Origin of the sequence: Streptomyces sp. NPDC052687 (assembly GCF_040678395.1) — a bacterium.
Lineage (GTDB): Bacteria > Actinomycetota > Actinomycetes > Streptomycetales > Streptomycetaceae > Streptomyces.
This window is the reverse complement of the sequence record NZ_JBFATR010000026.1, coordinates 24,727-41,019: the sequence shown is the minus strand read 5'-3', so window position 1 is coordinate 41,019 and position 16,293 is coordinate 24,727. Positions and strand designations below refer to the sequence as shown.

Here is a 16,293-nt window from a genome sequence, read left to right as displayed (position 1 = left end):
GGCGGGCCGTTGCGGTTCCTTCAGGCGCCGTACCGCTCCCTCAGTTCCACCTTGCGCACCTTTCCGGACACCGTCATCGGGAAGGAGTCGAGAACGCTCAGCCTGCTCGGGATCTTGTAGTGGGCGAGCCGGCCGTCGCAGTACGCGCGCAGGTCCTCCAGCGTCGGGGGGTCGGCCGGGTCGCGCGGGATGACGCAGGCCAGCACCTCCTCGCCGTACCGCTCGTGGGGGACGCCGACCACCTGCACGTCGGCGATCTTCGGGTGGCCGTACAGGAACTCCTCGATCTCGCGCGGGTAGATGTTCTCGCCGCCCCGGATGATCATGTCCTTGATGCGGCCGACGATCTCCACGTAGCCGTCCTCGCGCATCACGGCGAGGTCCCCGGTGTGCATCCAGCGGCCGGCGTCGACGGCCTCGGCGGTCTTTGCGGGCTCGTTCCAGTAGCCGAGCATCACGCTGTAGCCGCGGGTGCACAACTCCCCGGCGCGGCCGCGTGGTTGGGTCACTCCGGTCGCGGGGTCGACGATCTTCACCTCGATGTGCGGCAGGACCCGGCCGACGGTGGCGGTGCGGTGTTCCAGGTCGTCGTCCATGCGGGTCTGGAGGGAGACCGGGGACGTCTCGGTCATGCCGTAGCAGATGGAGACCTGCTCCATGTGCATCTCGGCGACGACCCGCTTCATCACCTCGACGGGGCAGGGCGAGCCCGCCATGATGCCGGTGCGCAGGGAGGACAGGTCGTACGCCGCGAAGTCCGGCAGGTTCAGCTCGGCGATGAACATCGTCGGCACCCCGTACAGCGAGGTGCAGCGCTCGCGCTGGACCGCCTCCAGGGTGGCTTTCGGGTCGAAGGACGGGGCGGGGATGACGATGCAGGCGCCGTGGGAGGTGGCCGCCAGATTCCCCATGACCATGCCGAAACAGTGATAGAACGGAACCGGCACGCACACCCGGTCCGCCGGGCCGTAGCCGATCAACTCCCCGACGAAGTAACCATTGTTGAGGATGTTGTGGTGGGAGAGCGTGGCGCCCTTCGGGAAGCCGGTCGTGCCCGAGGTGTACTGGATGTTGATGGGGTCGTCGCAGGACAGGTCGTCCGGGAGCGCGGCAAAACCGGTGTTCCGGCGCAGCAGTTCCTCCCAGCTCGGGTCGCCGACGTACACCACCTCCCGCAACTCGGAGCAGCGGCCGCGCACTTCCTCGGCCATCGCCCGGTAGTCGCTGCTCTTGTGGGCGAGCGAGGCGAACAGCAGCGAGACGCCGGACTGCCTGAGGACGTACTCGACCTCGTGGGTGCGGTACGCCGGGTTGATGTTCACCATGATCGCGCCGATGCGGGCGGTGGCGTACTGGACGAGCACCCACTCGGGGCAGTTGACCGCCCAGATGCCGACCCGGTCGCCCTTGGCCACGCCGCTCGCGAGCAGGGCGCGGGCCAGCGCGTCGACGTCGGCGGCGAACGCGGCGTAGGTCCAGCGGCGGCCGGACGGGACGTCGACCAGGACCTCCCGGTCGGGCCAGGCGGCGACCGCGCGGTCGAGGCTTTCCCCGATGGTGTCGCCGAGGAGCGGGGTGTCGCTCACCCCGTGGGTGTAGGACTTCGGTTCGCGCGCGGTCGGGTTCACCGGAAGTCCTCCTCGCGGTACTCGGCGTCCGAGCCGGCCGCCGTGGCCTCGCGCAGCTGAACGCGGCGGATCTTGCCGGAGACGGTCTTCGGCAGGTCGGCGAACTCCAGGCGGCGGATGCGCTTGTAGGGCGCCAGGGTCTGGCGGGAGTGCTCGAAGAGGACCTTCGCGGTGTCGGGGCCGGGCGTCCAGCCCTCCGCGAGCACGACGTACGCCTTCGGGACGGCCAGGCGCAGCTCGTCGGGCGCGGGGACGACGGCGGCCTCGGCGACCGCCTCGTGCTCCAGCAGGGCGCTCTCCAGCTCGAAGGGGCTGATCTTGTAGTCGGACGCCTTGAAGACGTCGTCACTGCGCCCGATGTAGGTCAGATATCCCTCTTCGTCCCGTGCGGCGATGTCACCGGTGCGGTAGTAGCCGCCGGCCATCGCCTCCGCCGTGCGCTCCGGGTCTCCGTGGTAGCCGGTCATCAGGCCGGCCGGCCGCTCGGCGAGGTCCAGGGCGATCTCGCCCTCGGTGGCGCCGGGGGCGCCGGTGACGGGGTCGAGGAGTTCGACGCGGTAGCCGGGGCTGGGGCGGCCCATGGAGCCGGTCTTCAGCGGCTGGCCGGGGGTGTTGGCGATCTGCACGGCGGTCTCCGTCTGGCCGAAGCCGTCCCGGATGGTGACGCCCCAGGCGCGCCGCACCTGCTCGATGACCTCCGGGTTCAGCGGCTCGCCGGCGGCGACGGCCTCGCGGGGCGGGGTGCGCAGCGCGCCGAGGTCCGCCTGGATGAGCATCCGCCACACGGTGGGCGGGGCGCAGAAGGTGGTGACGCCCGCGCGGTCCATCTCGGTCATCAGCCGGGCCGCGTCGAAGCGGGTGTAGTTGTGCAGGAAGACCGTCGCCTCGGCGTTCCACGGGGCGAAGAGGTTGGACCAGGCGTGCTTGGCCCAGCCGGGCGAGGAGATGTTGAGGTGCACGTCGCCGGGCTTGAGGCCGATCCAGTACATGGTGGCGAGGTGTCCCACGGGGTAGCTGGTGTGGGTGTGCTCGACCAGTTTGGGGCGGGCGGTCGTCCCGGAGGTGAAGTAGAGCATCAGCGGGTCGTCGGCGCGGGTGGGGCCGTCGGGCGTGAAGCCGGACGGGGCCGCGTACGCCTCCTCGTACGGCAGCCAGGTCCCGCCCAGCCCGCCGCCCACCGCGATCCTGGTGTAGTCACCGGGCACCTCGTCGAACTTGCCGGTGTCGGCCGCGCGCACGATCACGTGCCGGACCCGGCCCCGGTCGACGCGGTCGCGCAGGTCGGCGGGGCCGAGCAGCGGGGTGGCGGGGATGACGACGGCGCGCAGCTTCATCGCGGCCAGCGCGGTCTCCCACAGCTCGGCCTGGTTGCCGAGCATGACGAGGACGCGGTCGCCGGCGGCGACGCCCCGGGCGCGCAGCCAGTTCGCGACCCGGTCGGAGCGGTCGGCGAGCTCGGCGAAGCTGAGCAGGGTCTCGGTGCCGTCCTCCTCGACGATGTGCAGCGCGGTGCGGTCGTTGCCGTCCGCGATGACGTCGAACCAGTCCAGCGCCCAGTTGAAGTGCTCGGGCCGGGGCCAGGTGAAGCCCTCGTAGGCCGTGGCGTAGTCCTCACGGTGTGCCAGCAGGAAGTCCCGCGCTCTGCGGAAGTCCTCGGTCGCGCTCCCCTGCGCCTTCGGCTTCGCCGTCGTCATCTGTTCTCCCTCTGTCCGGACCGTTGCCGGGCGGCTCCCGGACATCGTGTAATCCGTGGTGCATAAGTCACTACCCCTTAACGGGGGTGCGCGCCGCGGGACGCGGCCGGGGAAGGGCGAGCACGTGGGAGCAGACGCGGCGGACACGGCGGAGATACGGGGCGCGCTGCTGCGGCTGCGCCGTGCGACCGGCCTGCCGGTGGCCTTCGGCGGGCTGGTGGAGGCGGGGCGGCCGTGGATGCGCATCACCGAGCTGACCGGGACCCGCACCCCGGCGCTCAGCGCACTCGCGGTGACCTCGGGCAACGGGCTGGGCGGCAAGGCGGTGGCGCTGGGCCGGCCGTGCGCCGTGGCCGACTACTCGGCCTCCCGGCAGATCAGTCACGAGTACGACGCGCCGGTCGCCGTCGAAGGGCTGCGCGCGGTGCTCGCGGTGCCCGTGGTCGTACGGCGGCGGGTGCGGGGTGTGCTCTACGGCGCCCTGCGCACCGCGCAGCCGCTGGGCGACCGCATGCTGCACGCGGCCGTGGAGGCGGCGCGGGACGTGGAGCAGGCGCTGGTGGCGCGGGACGAGGCGCGCGGGCTGCTGGACACGGTGCGGGCGGAGCCCGCGGCGGCCGAGGAGGCGGGGGCCGTGCGGGAGCGGATGCGGGAGGCGCACGCGGCGCTGCGGGCGCTGGCGCCGCGGATCGCCGATCCGGCGCTGCGCGCGGAACTGCTGGACGCGTGCGCCCTGCTCGCCCCGGGTGGTGCGCCGGGCGCGGTGCGGCTGGCGCCGCGGGAGGTGGACGTCCTGGTCTGGGTGGCGGCCGGGGCGACCAACGCGGTGGCCGCACAGCGGCTGGGGCTGCGGCCGGAGACGGTGAAGAGTTATCTGCGCTCGGCGATGCGGAAGCTGGGGGCGAGGACGCGGGGAGAGGCGGTGGTGGCCGCGCGGCGGGCGGGGGTGCTGCCGTAAGGGGCTCGGGCGTTTGCGCCGCAGGGGTTCCGGCGTGGGGCGGCTGCGGGTTCGTCGTGGTTGCTCGCGCGGTTCCCCGCGCCCCTTCCGGGCGCGGTGCCCGCGCCCGGAAGGGGCACTCCCGACACGCCGTTCGTCATGCAATTGCCACGGAGCTGAAATTCCCCATGCACGTCGCTGTTATTTCCCTCACCGTCTCGCCCCTCCGAATTTCCATGACTTGGTGCCTAGAATTTGGCCCGGACACGACACACGGAGGGGAGCGGTGACCGTGCGACGGGACTTCCAGGAGCCTGCCAGATGCCGCCCCGACCTGGTCATCGGCAGGGAGGAGCCGTTCACCGCGGCGCGCGAGCAGCTGGACCGCGGTGGCAGTGTGCTGCTCCACGGCCCCGCCGGAATAGGAAAGTCGACCGTACTGCGGGCATTGGCCGCGGAATACGGCGCGACGGCCCGGACCGTGTTGCGCTGCTCCGCCACCGAGTCCGAATCCCACCTCCCCTTCCTCGCCCTCGCCGATCTGCTCGGCCTGGTCCTCGACGAGGTGTCCGGCGCGCTGCCCGCGACCCAGCGCACCGCGCTGGAGTCCGCGCTCACCGGCCGCGGCGAGTCCACCCTCCAGCGCGACGGGCTCGCGCTGCGGCTCGCCGTGCTGTCGGCGCTGCGCGCGCTCGCCGCCGCGGGACCCGTCCTCGTCGTCGCCGACGACCTGCAGTGGCTGGACCCGGCCAGCGCCGAACTGCTCGGCTTCGCCGCCCGCCGGCTCGGCGACACCCCGGTCCAGCTGCTGTGCGCGATGCGCTCCGAGGGCCAGGAGTACGACCGGCAGCTGCGCTCCGCCCCGCCCGACACCCTCGCGCTGCGCCTCGGCCCACTCTCCCGCGCCCAGATCTCCGCGCTGCTCGACCACCGCGGCTACACCGGCCTGCCCCGCTCCACGGTGCGCGACATCCACCGCACCAGCGGCGGCAACCCGCTGTTCGCGCTGGAACTGGGCCGCGCCCTCGCCGAGAACCCGGCCACGCCCCGGCCGGGCGAGCCGCTGCCGGTGCCGACCTCGCTGCGGGCCCTGGTGCTGAGCCGGCTGGGGATGCTGTCCGACGAGGCCCGGCACACCCTCCTCGTGGCCAGCGCGGGCGCCCGTCCCACGCTGGCCCTGCTGCACGCGGCCGGCCGCGACCACGCCGAGGCGGAGACCGCGCGGGCGGCCGAACTCGGGCTGCTGACCACCGAGTCGGAGGGGTCGGCCGTACGGTTCGCGCATCCGCTGATCTCGGCCGCGCTGTACGCGGAGGCGCCCGCGCACCAGCGGCGGGCCGCGCACGCCGCGCTGTCCGAGGCGGCGTCCGACCCGATCGAACGGGCCCGGCACCTGGCGCTGGCCACCCCCGGCACCGACCCGGAGGTGGCGGCGCGGCTCGCCGAGGCCGCCGCGCTGGCCCGGGACCGCGGCGCGCCGTCGACGGCGGCCTCGCTGGGGCTGCTCGCCGCCCGGCACACCCCCGCCGACGCCGTACCGGCCGCCGACGAGCGGCGGTTGCAGGCCGCCGAGGACGCGATCACCGCCGGTGAGGTGGACCTCGCCCGGGACATCGCGCGGGAGGTGCTGTCCCGCGCGACCGTGCCCGCCGACCGGGTGCGGGCCTGGATGGTGGTGATCGAGGCGGCCGGGCAGGCACTCGGGGAGGTCGACGCGGTCTTCCCGCAGGCGCTCGCCGACGCGGGCGACGACCCGCGGCTGCTGGCCCTCGTCCACTACCAGCTGGCGTGGCGGGGCCTGGTCGTCGAGGGCGACTTCGCGGAGGGCCGGGAGGAGGCCGCGCACGCCGCGGCGCTGGCCGCGCGGGCCGGGGACCGGCGCACCGAACTGCTCGCCCTCGCCTTCCAGGCGCAGGCCGAGACCCTGATGGGCCACCCGGACGCCCCCGCCACCATCCGGCGCGCGCTGGAGGAGCCGCAGGACCCGCGGGTGGCCTGCCACCACAACGGGGCGGGCTCGACCCGGCTGCGCTGGCTGCTGATGAGCGACCAGCTGCCCGAGGCCCGCGCCACGGTCACCCGGCTGCTGAGCGAGGTGCGGCGGCGCGGCATGGTCGAGAGCGAGGTGCACTTCCTGCGGATGCTCGCCGAGACCGAGCTGCGCTCCGGGCACTGCGGGCGCGCCCTCGACCTGGCCCGCGAGAGCATGCGCCTGGCCCGGGACTCGGGGATCGGCGAGGTGGCGTCCGCGGTGCTCACCTCCCTCGCGGAGGCGTCCGGCGGGGACGTCGACCGGGCGCTGGCCCTGGCCCGCGAGGCCGCCGAGCACGCGGAGGAGGACGGCGACCAGATCTACATGTCGCGCGCCCTGGCCGCGCTCGGCTACGTGCAGCTGGTCGCCGGGGACGCCCCCGGCACCGTGCGGTCGCTGCGCCGGGTGCGGGAGCTGGAGCAGGGGCTCGGGGTGACGGACCCGGCGCGCGGGCGCTGGCACGGCGACCTCGCGGAGGCGCTGGTGCGGACCGGGGAGATCGCCGAGGCGCAGGACGTCGTGGAGGTCACCCGGGAGCAGGCGCTGCGGCTGGGCCGGGAGAGCGTGCTCGCGGTGCTGGACCGGGCGGAGGCGCTGGTGCGGGCGGCGCGCGGGGACCGCGAGGGCGCGGTGGTCCGGCTGACGCCGGTTCAGGACCGGCTGGCGAAGCTGGGATACGGGCTGGAGGAGGCGCGTACCGCCTTCGCCCTGGCGGAGCTGCGCGGCACCGGGCCGGGGCGGACGGCGTACGACGAGGCGGCGCGGCTGTTCCGGCGGTGCCGGGCGCTGCCCTGGCTGCGGCAGGTGGAGGCGGCGGCCGTGTCGCCGCAGCCGCCGCCCGCCCCCGTCCCGGAGCCCGTGCCCGCGGCGGCCGCGCTGGAGGGGCTCGCGTCGATGGAGCGTCAGGTCGCCTCACTCGTCATGGAGGGCGCCACCAACCGGGAGATCGCCGCGCGGCTGTTCATCAGCGTCAAGACGGTCGAGGCGACCCTGACGCGGGTCTACCGCAAACTGGGCATCCGCTCCCGGGTGGACATCGTGCGGCTGGCGGCGGGGCGCGGCACGGGCTGAGCCACCGTGGCCGGTTCCGTCCGGCCGGGACCGAGGGTTTTCCCTCCCCGACCCCCTTAGGGGGTTCCCTCATTGGGGCGCCGCGGGACGCGGCCCTAGCGTAAGGGCCGTGCCGCTCGCCGGGCACACGGAGGTCGTCCCGGACCTCCGTGCACCACCCCCACACCCGCGCGACCCCCCACCGGCAACCCCCCTTGAGGAGACTCATGTTCGGGCTCACCCGTGCGAGAAAGACCGCCGTCGCGATAGCCGCCACCGCAGCAGCAGCAGCGACCGCGCTCACCGCCGCCCCCTCGGCCGTCGCCGCGCCCCAGCCCATCGTCGGCGGCACCACGACCACGACCAGCGCGTACCCGTTCATGATGCAGATCACCGACGCCTCGCAGAACCAGTTCTGCGGCGGCACGCTGGTCTCCCCGACGAAGGTCGTCACCGCCGCGCACTGCATGGTCGGCGAGACGACGAGCAGCGTCCGCGTGGTCGGCGGCCGCACCTACCTGAACGGCACCAACGGCACCGTCGCGCGGGTCAGCAAGATCTGGATCCACCCGAACTACACCTCCGCCACCCGCGGTGAGGACGTGGCGGTGCTGACGCTGTCGACGTCGATGCCGTACGCCACGGCGAAGTACGTCTCCTCCACCGACACCTCCGTCTACGCGGCCGGCACCACCGCCCGGGTGCTCGGCTGGGGCACCACGTCGCAAAGCGGCAGCTCCTCCAACCAGCTGCGCACCGCGACCGTGCCGATCGTCTCCGACACCAGCTGCCGGAGCAGTTACGGCACCGACTTCGTCGCGAGCGAGATGGTGTGCGCCGGATACTCCTCCGGCGGCGTGGACACCTGCCAGGGCGACAGCGGCGGTCCCCTGCTCGTCGGGGGCGTCCTGGCAGGGATCACTTCCTGGGGCGAGGGCTGCGCCCAGGCCGGTTACCCGGGTGTCTACACCCGGCTGACCACCTTCTCCAGCCTGGTGACCGCGCAGGTCACCTCCTAACCGGGAGAAGCTTCCGAGGGCAACGACTCCTCGGTCGACGACCAGGGGGCGTTGCGGGCCTCCACGAGCGGCCCGCAGCGCCCCCTTTCCATGCGGTCAGGGAAGGACGGTCCCGAACCGGACGTCGTACGAGACGTCCGGATACAGCACGTTCAGCATCCGCTCCGCCTCCTCCCCCACCTCCGCGCGGCGCGCCCTCGTCAGGTCCGTGAAGGGCTCGATGACGAGGGCGTCGTCGTACAGCCGCCACACGCCCGCGAGGAAGCCGTCGACGAGGAGCGGGCAGTACAGGGTGTTCGCCTGCCAGGTGCGCCCGCGGTGCGGGGGCGGGACGACACGGGCGCGGTCGGCGTGGGAGAGCAGCAGGTTGTCGAACTCGGGCAGCAGGCGCGGCGGGGCGGGGGTGTCCGGGTCGGGGCGCGGGGCGTCGGGCAGGTCGAAGAGTTCGGTGCCGCCGGGGTCGCGGAAGGTGACGAGGGAGGGCCGCAGGCGGTCGAAGGCGGGCCGGGTGCGGGTCAGCCCGGACCAGGTCTGGAAGTCCCGCACGGAGGCCGGTCCGAAGGCGGCGAGGTAGCGCAGGACGACGGTGTCCAGGTCGGCGGGCCGTCCTGCCGGGCGGCCCAGCCAGTGCTCGGCGGTGGTGAGGGCGACCTGCGCGCTCCTGCCCCACATGCCGCGCGGTGTGACCTGGACCAGCGGCAGCGTGCAGCGGGCGGCGACCGCAAGGGCCTGCGGGTCGGCCTCGGGCCACTCGGCGCCGAGCGCCTCGCGCAGTTGCCGCATGGTGCGCGGCTCGCTCTCCACGAACGCGCGGGCGAGGGCGGCGAGCCGGCCGAGGTCGACTCCGGTGAGACCGTCCCGAAACGTCTTCATGTTCAGCTCCCGGTCCCGTGCCGGCTGGACCAGCGGCCGCAGGGCGAGGCAGTCGCCGGCGGTGTGGAGGTGGATGGTGGAGCGCTGGGTGACGATCCGCACCGCCTCGCGGCCGGCGAGCAGCCCGGACAGCTCTCCGGTGGTGAAGCCGTCGAGCCGGGCGGCGAGCGCGACGTACGGCGGCTTCACCTCCTGCGCCTGGAGTCCGACCAGATGCTCGACCGCCGCCTTCGCGGACATCGGCGAGCGCCGCAGCAGCAGCTGGCGGGCGAGGGTGGCCCGGTTGAGGGCGCGGGTGGTGAGCACGGGGCCGGTCGCGGCGGGCTGGGCCTTCGTCCTGGTCATGACGGCACGCTAGCGGGGCATGAGGACAGATACGGTCCTACTCGCGCGGTCTTGCCGACGGGCGGGCGGGGGCCGCACCGAGCCCGCGCCGAACCCGCCCCGGCGGGCACGTTTTGCCCCGTATATCCTGCTGACCGACCGACTCTCGACCACCGGAACCGGCCACCGGCCACCAGCGATCGGCCGCCGGCTGCCACCAGGGAGGTGCCCCTCATCGCCGCGAAGGACTCCGGGAACGGACGCAGCCCGCGACGACCGGTGTGGCGCCGCGCCACGCCCCCGTCCCCGCCGCGGCCGGGGCCCGCACCCGCGCGCGAGCCCGCGGTCCGCCGGCCGCCCGCCGAGCCCGTGGGCATCGTGCAGTCGGCCCTCTACCAGGACGGCGTCCGCGTCTCCTCCCCCGCCTCCCTCGCCGAGACCTACCGCGCCCTGCGCGCCCAGCCCTCGGGCATGGCGTGGATCGGCCTGGCCCGCCCCACCGAACGCGAACTGCACTCGCTGGCCGAGGAGTTCGACCTCCATCCGCTCGCCGTCGAGGACGCGATGGAGGCCCACCAGCGCCCCAAGCTGGAACGTTACGGCGACACGCTGTTCGTCGTCCTGCGGGCGGCCCGCTACCTGGACGCGCCCGAGGAGGTCGACTTCGCCGAGCTGCACGTCTTCGTCGGCCCCGACTTCGTCATCACCGTCCGCCACGGCGCCGCCCCCGACCTGTCCGCGGTGCGCCGCCGTATGGAGGAGACCCCGGAGCTGCTGAAGCTGGGCCCCGAGGCGGTGCTCTACGCCATCCTGGACGCCGTGGTCGACGGGTACGCCCCGGTCGTCGCCGGCGTGCAAAACGACATCGACGAGATCGAGACGGAAGTCTTCCGCGGCGACCCCGAGGTGTCCCGCCGCATCTACGAACTCTCCCGCGAGATGGTGGAGTTCCAGCGCGCCACCCGCCCCCTGGTGGGCATGCTGCACGGCCTCATGGCGGGCTTCTCCAAGTACGGCACCGACGAGGAACTCCAGCGCTACCTGCGCGACGTCGCCGACCATGTCACCCACATCAGCGAACGCGTCGACGGCTTCCGCCAGGCCCTCACCGAGATCCTCACCGTCAACGCCACCCTCGTCACCCAGCAGCAGAACGCGGAGATGCGGGCGCTGGCGGAGGCGGGGTTCGAGCAGAACGAGGAGATCAAGAAGATCTCGTCCTGGGCGGCGATCCTCTTCGCCCCGACGCTGGTCGGCACGATCTACGGCATGAACTTCGACCACATGCCGGAGCTGCACTGGGCGTTCGGCTACCCCTTCGCCGTCCTGCTGATGGCGGTCGTGTGCACGAGCCTGTACCTCGTCTTCAAGCGGCGGGACTGGCTGTAACGAGCAGACCTCGGGACGCCGATCAATGTGGGTCCATCCGCCGGGCCAGGGAACGGACCGCTGCCAAGTAGGTGTTGAACGTGGTCGGCGAGCCGCTGGGCAGGGCTGGATGCAGGGGCATGGACCAACGATGGCGCTGCGGTCTGACGATCTGGTGGGGAAGCCCAGATCATCCGGTGGGCCGACGCGGCCGACGCCATGGCCCAGCACCGCGGCATCGGCCATCGGCTCCTCGACGGCCGCCAGATCAAGATCATGGCCCTGATGGCACAGGGCCGGACTAGGTCGTGTCCGGAAAGTCGGTCGCTCGTTGCTCTGTTCGTGGTGCGTCGACATGAACTGACGGATGAGTCGTGGGCGTTGATCGCTCCGTTGCTGGCGCCGGGCCGGATGGGCCGGCCCGTGCGGGACCGGCGCCAGGTCGTCAACGGGATCTTGTGGAAGCTGTCCACCGGGGCTGCCTGGCGTGACCTGCCGGAGCGTTACGGGCCGTGGAAGACGGTCTACGAACGCTTCCGGCACTGGTCCGCCGACGGCACCTGGGACCGTCTCCTGGCCCACGTCCAGCAGCACTCCGACGCTGTCGGGCAGGTCGACTGGGCGATCGTGTGCGTCGACTCGACCACGGTCCGGGCCCATCAGCACGCTGCCGGGGCCCGAAAGGGGGGACCTGGGAAGGCGAAGCGCTCGGCCGCTCACGCGGCGGACTGACCAGCAAGATCCACCTCGCCTGCGACGGCCGGGGCCGGCCACTCGCCTTCACCTTGACCGGCGGGAACGTGAACGACTGCACGCAGTTCGAGCCCGTCATGGCCAAGGTCCGGATCGCCCGGCCGGGGCCGGGCAGGCCCCGGACCCGGCCCGACCGCGTCGTCGCGGACAAGGGCTACTCGGGCCCGCAAGATCCGCGCTTATCTCCGCCAACGCGGCATCGCCGCGACGATCCCGGAGCGGATCGACCAGATCAACGGACGCATCCGGCGAGGAGAGGCCCTCTGCCGCCTCGACCGGGCCGCCTACCGGCGGCGCAACGTCATCGAGCGCTGCTTCAGCCGGCTCAAGCAGAACCGGGCCCTGGCCACCCGCTACGACAAACGCGCCACCCACTACCAGGCCATGGTCACCCTCGCCTGCCTCAGGCTCTGGCTCCCATGACTTTCCGGACACCCCCTAGGCCGTGTTTTGGAAGTGGCTCGATTCCCTCGTCCTGCGTCGTGATGATCTCGATGCGGGGCGAGGGGATCTTTCTGGCGAGCAGTGGTCGGTGCTGGAGCCGTTGTTGCCGGTCGTGGTGTTGGGGCAGCCACCTTTGGGCCGGCGGAAGTTGATCGACGGGATCCGGTGGCGGGTGCGGACCGGTGCTCCGTGGCGGGATCTGGCGTCGGAGTACGGGCCGTGGCAGACGGTCTACGGACTCTTCCGCCGCTGGCAGCGTGACGGCACCTGGTCTGAGCTGCTGACCAGGCTGCAGGCTCGGGCGGACGCAGCCGGGCTGATCACGTGGGAGGTCAACGCCGACTCCACGATCTGCCGGGCCCATCAACACGCCGCAGGCGCCCGCCGCAACGGACAAGGTCAGACGCACCACGAACAGAGCAACGAGCGATCGACTTTCCGGACACGGCCTAGCAGGCCCGCGAACTGATCGACACCACCCAGCTCACCGAGCCCTGCAAGAGAACTGTCGCCCTCCTCCTGCACGCCTACTGCCGGCCGCCGACGCCCCCCGTCCCCGAAGCTGACCTCGACCGCACCATCTGATGAAGCCGTCCAGCTCCTTGCCCACCCCGATCCGCAGACCGCCGCCTTCCAGACCCGGACGGGCCTGTAAGCCCTGGAACTGGACCGCGCCGGACGCCATGCCGCGCGGATACTCGACGCCCTCGTCAGCGTCGCCCGACTCGACGTCAACAGCATCTCCGACCGCGGCGCCCAGGTCACCCCCGACCTCGTCGAAGAAGCGCAGGACATCCTCGCGGCAACCGCCACGCTCGCGGCCGACGCCACCATCCTGACCGTCCTGCACCCGCTGCTCCTTCCCCTTCTCCTCCTCGCCTGCCGCAAGCCGCCGCCTACGTGCGCTCCGCACGCGTGATCTACCTCGCCGGGCTGAACCTCCCGGGCGGCGCCGGATGCTGGGCAAGCTGCGCTGGCACATCCCCTATCAGGAGTCCAGTGAGGACATGGACGCCTGCCTGGCCAGCCCATTCCTGATCGGCCGGTACCGGCGGCTGGCCGCCTCGGTCAACGCGGCCGACCGCAACGCCGCGAACACCGGTGCCTGGATGGGGCTGGCCGGAGCAGTGGCCGGCGGGATCGTCTCGACCTCGGTGTGGGCGGCGCTGCTGTGGCTTCTGATCTCCGGGCGGATCAGCCTGGCCGCAGGCGGCGGTGCCGTCTTCGCCCTCCAGACCACCACCGGCTCGGTGCGCGGCATCATGAACGGCTGGCCCGCCTGGTGCGCACCGGCTGGTACGTGCAGGACTGGCAGAACTTCCTCGACAACGCCCACGGCTAGGCGTACCACACCGGGATGCCGTGGATGGACCTGCCCGATTACTTCAGCTCCTGGAAAGGCGCACCAAACCGACCTCCGAAGTGGGCCGCTGACGGCACCAGGGAAAAGGTCTTGACCGCCAAACTCGCCCAAGCCCCGACGCCGAGGGCGACCTCGACTGGGTCGTCGCGGTCGACTCCACGGTCGTCCAGGCTCATCAGCACGCCGCCGGGGCCCGTCAAAGGGGAGGCCCTGGCCGACGAGCCGCACGACCATACCCTCGGACGGTCCCGCGGCGGACTGACCACGAAGATCCACCTCACCGCCGACAACCGCTGCAGGCCGCTCGCGTTCGTCATCACACCCGGCCAGGCAGGAGACGCACCAGCGTTCACCCAAGTCATGGCCGCTTATGGGTACCCAGGCCGATCGGACAGCCGAGTACCGCTGCAACCGCGCGAGGCGGCGTTCGTGGGCAAACTGAGACGCGGGTAAAGCATTCGCGGGCATCTGGGGCTACGGCCTCAGACGCCGCGTCACGGCCTTGACGAGGTCGGTCTTCGCGACCTGCAGGGCGAAACCCTCGCAGGCGCCCGGTGCGGGTTTGGCGTACCAAGGGATGACGCGGCGGCGCCACTTGGCCGGGGCCAGGTCCTTGGGGAGCTGAGGGAGCGGGAGTGCCCAGTTGCCGAGTCGGAGTTCGCCGCGCCACGTTCCGACGCATAGCTCGGTGACTGGGACGCGTACGACGAACTCCTGGCCGCTGGAGGCTGAGGCTTGGAAGGCCACCCTGCTGTGGTCCTCGATCTCCAGGTTCACGATGAGGGCACCCTCTGGGTACGCCGCAAGGGTGCACCGGCCGGTGAACTCCAGCTCAGTTGGGGAGTCGGAAGCCCACCGGACCGTGTCGTGCAGGCTGAGTTGCGGCAGCACCTTGTGCTTCTGCTCACCGATGTCGAGGGTCAAGTTGCCGTGCGGCTGGGTGGTGTAGAGGGTGACGGCGCGGGTGCCATCGGCAGTGTGGACAACGTGCGTCGTGGGCCTGCCGGAGATGTCGGCGGCCCGCTTGCTGCCGATCCGGACCTCGCGGGTGATGCCCTGCGCGCCGATGACGAGGGAGATGTCCCACAGGCCGTCGTCGAGAGGGCTGCCGTTGGCGGCGGTGGAGATGTCGACGGTGACTTCGAATCCCGCCCTTTCGTAGGTGTAGACGCCCTCGTCTTCGTCGGTGCCGAGTCCGGGCGTCGCGGTGTGCGCGACGGGAAGCAGGATTCGCGTGTCACTGCCGCGCTCGCGCAGCAAAAGCTTGGTGGTGACGGCCTCGGTGCCGACGCGGTGGAGGTAGCCGTGCCCGGCGAGGTGCAACGCGGTGCCGCGCAGTTCCGCCGAGTTGACATGATGGCGTACGCCGAGCTGGGTTGTGACGTCGTAGCAGCTCCCGGGAATGGCGCGCACCGGATCATGGAGGAATGGGTAGCGGGCGAGGGCGCGGCCGTCGCGGATGACGACCGGCGTGGACACCTTGCTCTGAGCCAACTCCTTCTCGAACCGGACGAGTTCAAGGAGCTCATCGAGCATGCGATGCCGCACGAGGTGCAGCCGCAACCGGGCCATCGCCGAGAGCCGGTCGTTCAAACCCTCGTGCCACAGTGGGGCAATGGTCTCGGCGAGGCTGGCGAGGGCCTTCTCCTGCCGGGACCGGGATTCGAGAACCAGATGATCGAGGAACTGTTGCACCTCAACAGTGAGGTGCCGATGCGCCAAGTGGTCGCGACGGGGGCCAGGGGACACGTTCTCCAGGATCATGTCGATCACGCGCGGCAGGAACCTCAGCCGGGGCTCCAGTCCGCCCGTCCGCAGAGTGATGTTGCCCTCGTCCTCGCGCTGCACCCAGTACAGACAGTCGTAGGAAGCCAGCACGGAGACGCCCGCCGCGTGCAGGTAGGCGGATCCCACGAAGAGTTGGTCCTCACCGATGGACAGGTCCGCGGGGAACCGCAGGCCATGGCGCTCCAGCAGTTCCCGGCGGAAAAGTTTCATGGGATTGAGCGTCCAGTAGATGCGCGACGAGAAGACATCGGTCTTCGGCTGGTCTCGCCGGAACATCGAAGTGGGCGCCTCGCGTCCACCGACGCCGACCATTTTGCCGAGTACGACGTCCGTATCGTTCTTCTCGGCCATGCGCACCATGCGTTCGAGGGCTTCCGGGCCCAGATAGTCATCGGCGTCCAGGAAGAACACAAACCGTCCGCGGGCGTGGTCGAGGCCGACGTTGCGAGGTGTCGAGGGACCGCCGGAGTTCTTCTGCTTGAAAATGCTGATCAACCCGGGGTACGCGCCGGCCAAGCGCTCAAGTTCCTCTGCCGTCCCGTCAGTTGAGCCGTCGTCGACGACGATGACCTGCAGCGCTTCCTGCCCGATGCTTTGCTCGGCGACAGAGGTAATGCAACGCGTCAGATAAGGCATCGCATTATACGCAGCGATAATTACCGTAACGGCCGGGGTAACCATCGACAAGCTCTCCAAGAATCACGGGGCACACCCCGCATTTGGATGGCATCGATATCCGCTGCGACGGTGCTGCGGGCGCCACTTTTCGCAAGGAAGGTGCCATAGGGAATGCGAAGATAGCATGACCTGCCTGCGCTCGCGAGGTGGCTACCCCCGAAGGACAAAGGTAGGTCGGTTCCTTGCTGTCGCGGGCGCTCGGCCCAGCCGGATGCCGAGGATTCCCGGGTCGGCGCAGGTGGCGATCCCCTTCTCGGCACAGGGGCCCGCCTGCGCGCTGCGCGGGCGGCGCTGCGACCCCTGTGATTCTTGTCACTTGCGGCGGCTCAAAAGCATATTGCA

The 16,293-nt window shown here is 71.7% G+C and carries 8 protein-coding genes and 4 pseudogenes; 8 read left to right on the top strand and 4 right to left on the bottom strand.

The window, feature by feature from the left end; translation table 11 throughout:
* Nucleotides 1-20: 20 nt before the first annotated feature.
* Together AB0K92_RS21025 and AB0K92_RS21020 are read right to left on the bottom strand one after the other, a co-directional pair.
* The gene (locus AB0K92_RS21025) at nucleotides 21-1,628 is read right to left on the bottom strand and encodes an AMP-binding protein (RefSeq protein WP_365924944.1); all 1,608 of its coding nucleotides are present in this window, start codon (nucleotides 1,626-1,628) and stop codon (nucleotides 21-23) included.
* Complete coding sequence (locus AB0K92_RS21020; protein ID WP_365924942.1) at nucleotides 1,625-3,322, bottom strand: AMP-binding protein; 1,698 nt, start codon at nucleotides 3,320-3,322, stop codon at nucleotides 1,625-1,627. Before AB0K92_RS21020 ends, AB0K92_RS21025 begins: the two co-directional genes overlap by 4 nt.
* A 124-nt stretch (nucleotides 3,323-3,446) precedes the next feature.
* On the opposite strand from AB0K92_RS21020, the gene AB0K92_RS21015 reads away from it, so the two are divergent.
* The 3 genes from AB0K92_RS21015 (at nucleotide 3,447) to AB0K92_RS21005 (ending at nucleotide 8,360) form a co-directional block, all read left to right on the top strand.
* A complete protein-coding gene (locus tag AB0K92_RS21015) occupies nucleotides 3,447-4,280 on the top strand; it encodes a helix-turn-helix transcriptional regulator (protein ID WP_365924939.1) in 834 nt (277 codons plus the stop codon).
* Between the two features lie 265 nt (nucleotides 4,281-4,545).
* Nucleotides 4,546-7,362, top strand: a complete 2,817-nt coding sequence (locus AB0K92_RS21010; RefSeq protein WP_365924937.1) for an AAA family ATPase — start codon at nucleotides 4,546-4,548, stop codon at nucleotides 7,360-7,362.
* A gap of 206 nt (nucleotides 7,363-7,568) precedes the next feature.
* Complete coding sequence (locus AB0K92_RS21005; RefSeq protein WP_166003010.1) at nucleotides 7,569-8,360, top strand: serine protease; 792 nt, start codon at nucleotides 7,569-7,571, stop codon at nucleotides 8,358-8,360.
* Between the two features lie 96 nt (nucleotides 8,361-8,456).
* Here AB0K92_RS21005 and AB0K92_RS21000 read toward each other — a convergent pair whose 3' ends face one another.
* Nucleotides 8,457-9,578, bottom strand: a complete 1,122-nt coding sequence (locus AB0K92_RS21000) for a winged helix DNA-binding domain-containing protein (RefSeq protein WP_365924935.1) — start codon at nucleotides 9,576-9,578, stop codon at nucleotides 8,457-8,459.
* Nucleotides 9,579-9,782: 204 nt separating this feature from the next.
* On the opposite strand from AB0K92_RS21000, the gene AB0K92_RS20995 reads away from it, so the two are divergent.
* The 5 genes and pseudogenes from AB0K92_RS20995 to AB0K92_RS20975 form a co-directional block, all read left to right on the top strand.
* The gene (locus AB0K92_RS20995) at nucleotides 9,783-10,946 is read left to right on the top strand and encodes a magnesium and cobalt transport protein CorA (protein ID WP_365924933.1); all 1,164 of its coding nucleotides are present in this window, start codon (nucleotides 9,783-9,785) and stop codon (nucleotides 10,944-10,946) included.
* A 264-nt stretch (nucleotides 10,947-11,210) separates the two neighbouring features.
* Nucleotides 11,211-12,101, top strand: a pseudogene (locus AB0K92_RS20990) (IS5 family transposase).
* 52 nt (nucleotides 12,102-12,153) lie between these two features.
* A pseudogene (locus AB0K92_RS20985) lies at nucleotides 12,154-12,525 on the top strand (IS5 family transposase); the annotation flags it as partial.
* 336 nt (nucleotides 12,526-12,861) lie between these two features.
* Nucleotides 12,862-13,461 (top strand): annotated as a pseudogene (locus AB0K92_RS20980) (ABC transporter); the annotation flags it as partial.
* Between the two features lie 164 nt (nucleotides 13,462-13,625).
* A pseudogene (locus AB0K92_RS20975) lies at nucleotides 13,626-13,824 on the top strand (IS5/IS1182 family transposase); the annotation flags it as partial.
* A gap of 135 nt (nucleotides 13,825-13,959) precedes the next feature.
* On the opposite strand, the gene AB0K92_RS20970 reads toward AB0K92_RS20975, so the two are convergent.
* Complete coding sequence (locus AB0K92_RS20970) at nucleotides 13,960-15,954, bottom strand: glycosyltransferase family A protein (protein ID WP_365925036.1); 1,995 nt, start codon at nucleotides 15,952-15,954, stop codon at nucleotides 13,960-13,962.
* Between the last annotated feature and the right edge of the window lie 339 nt (nucleotides 15,955-16,293).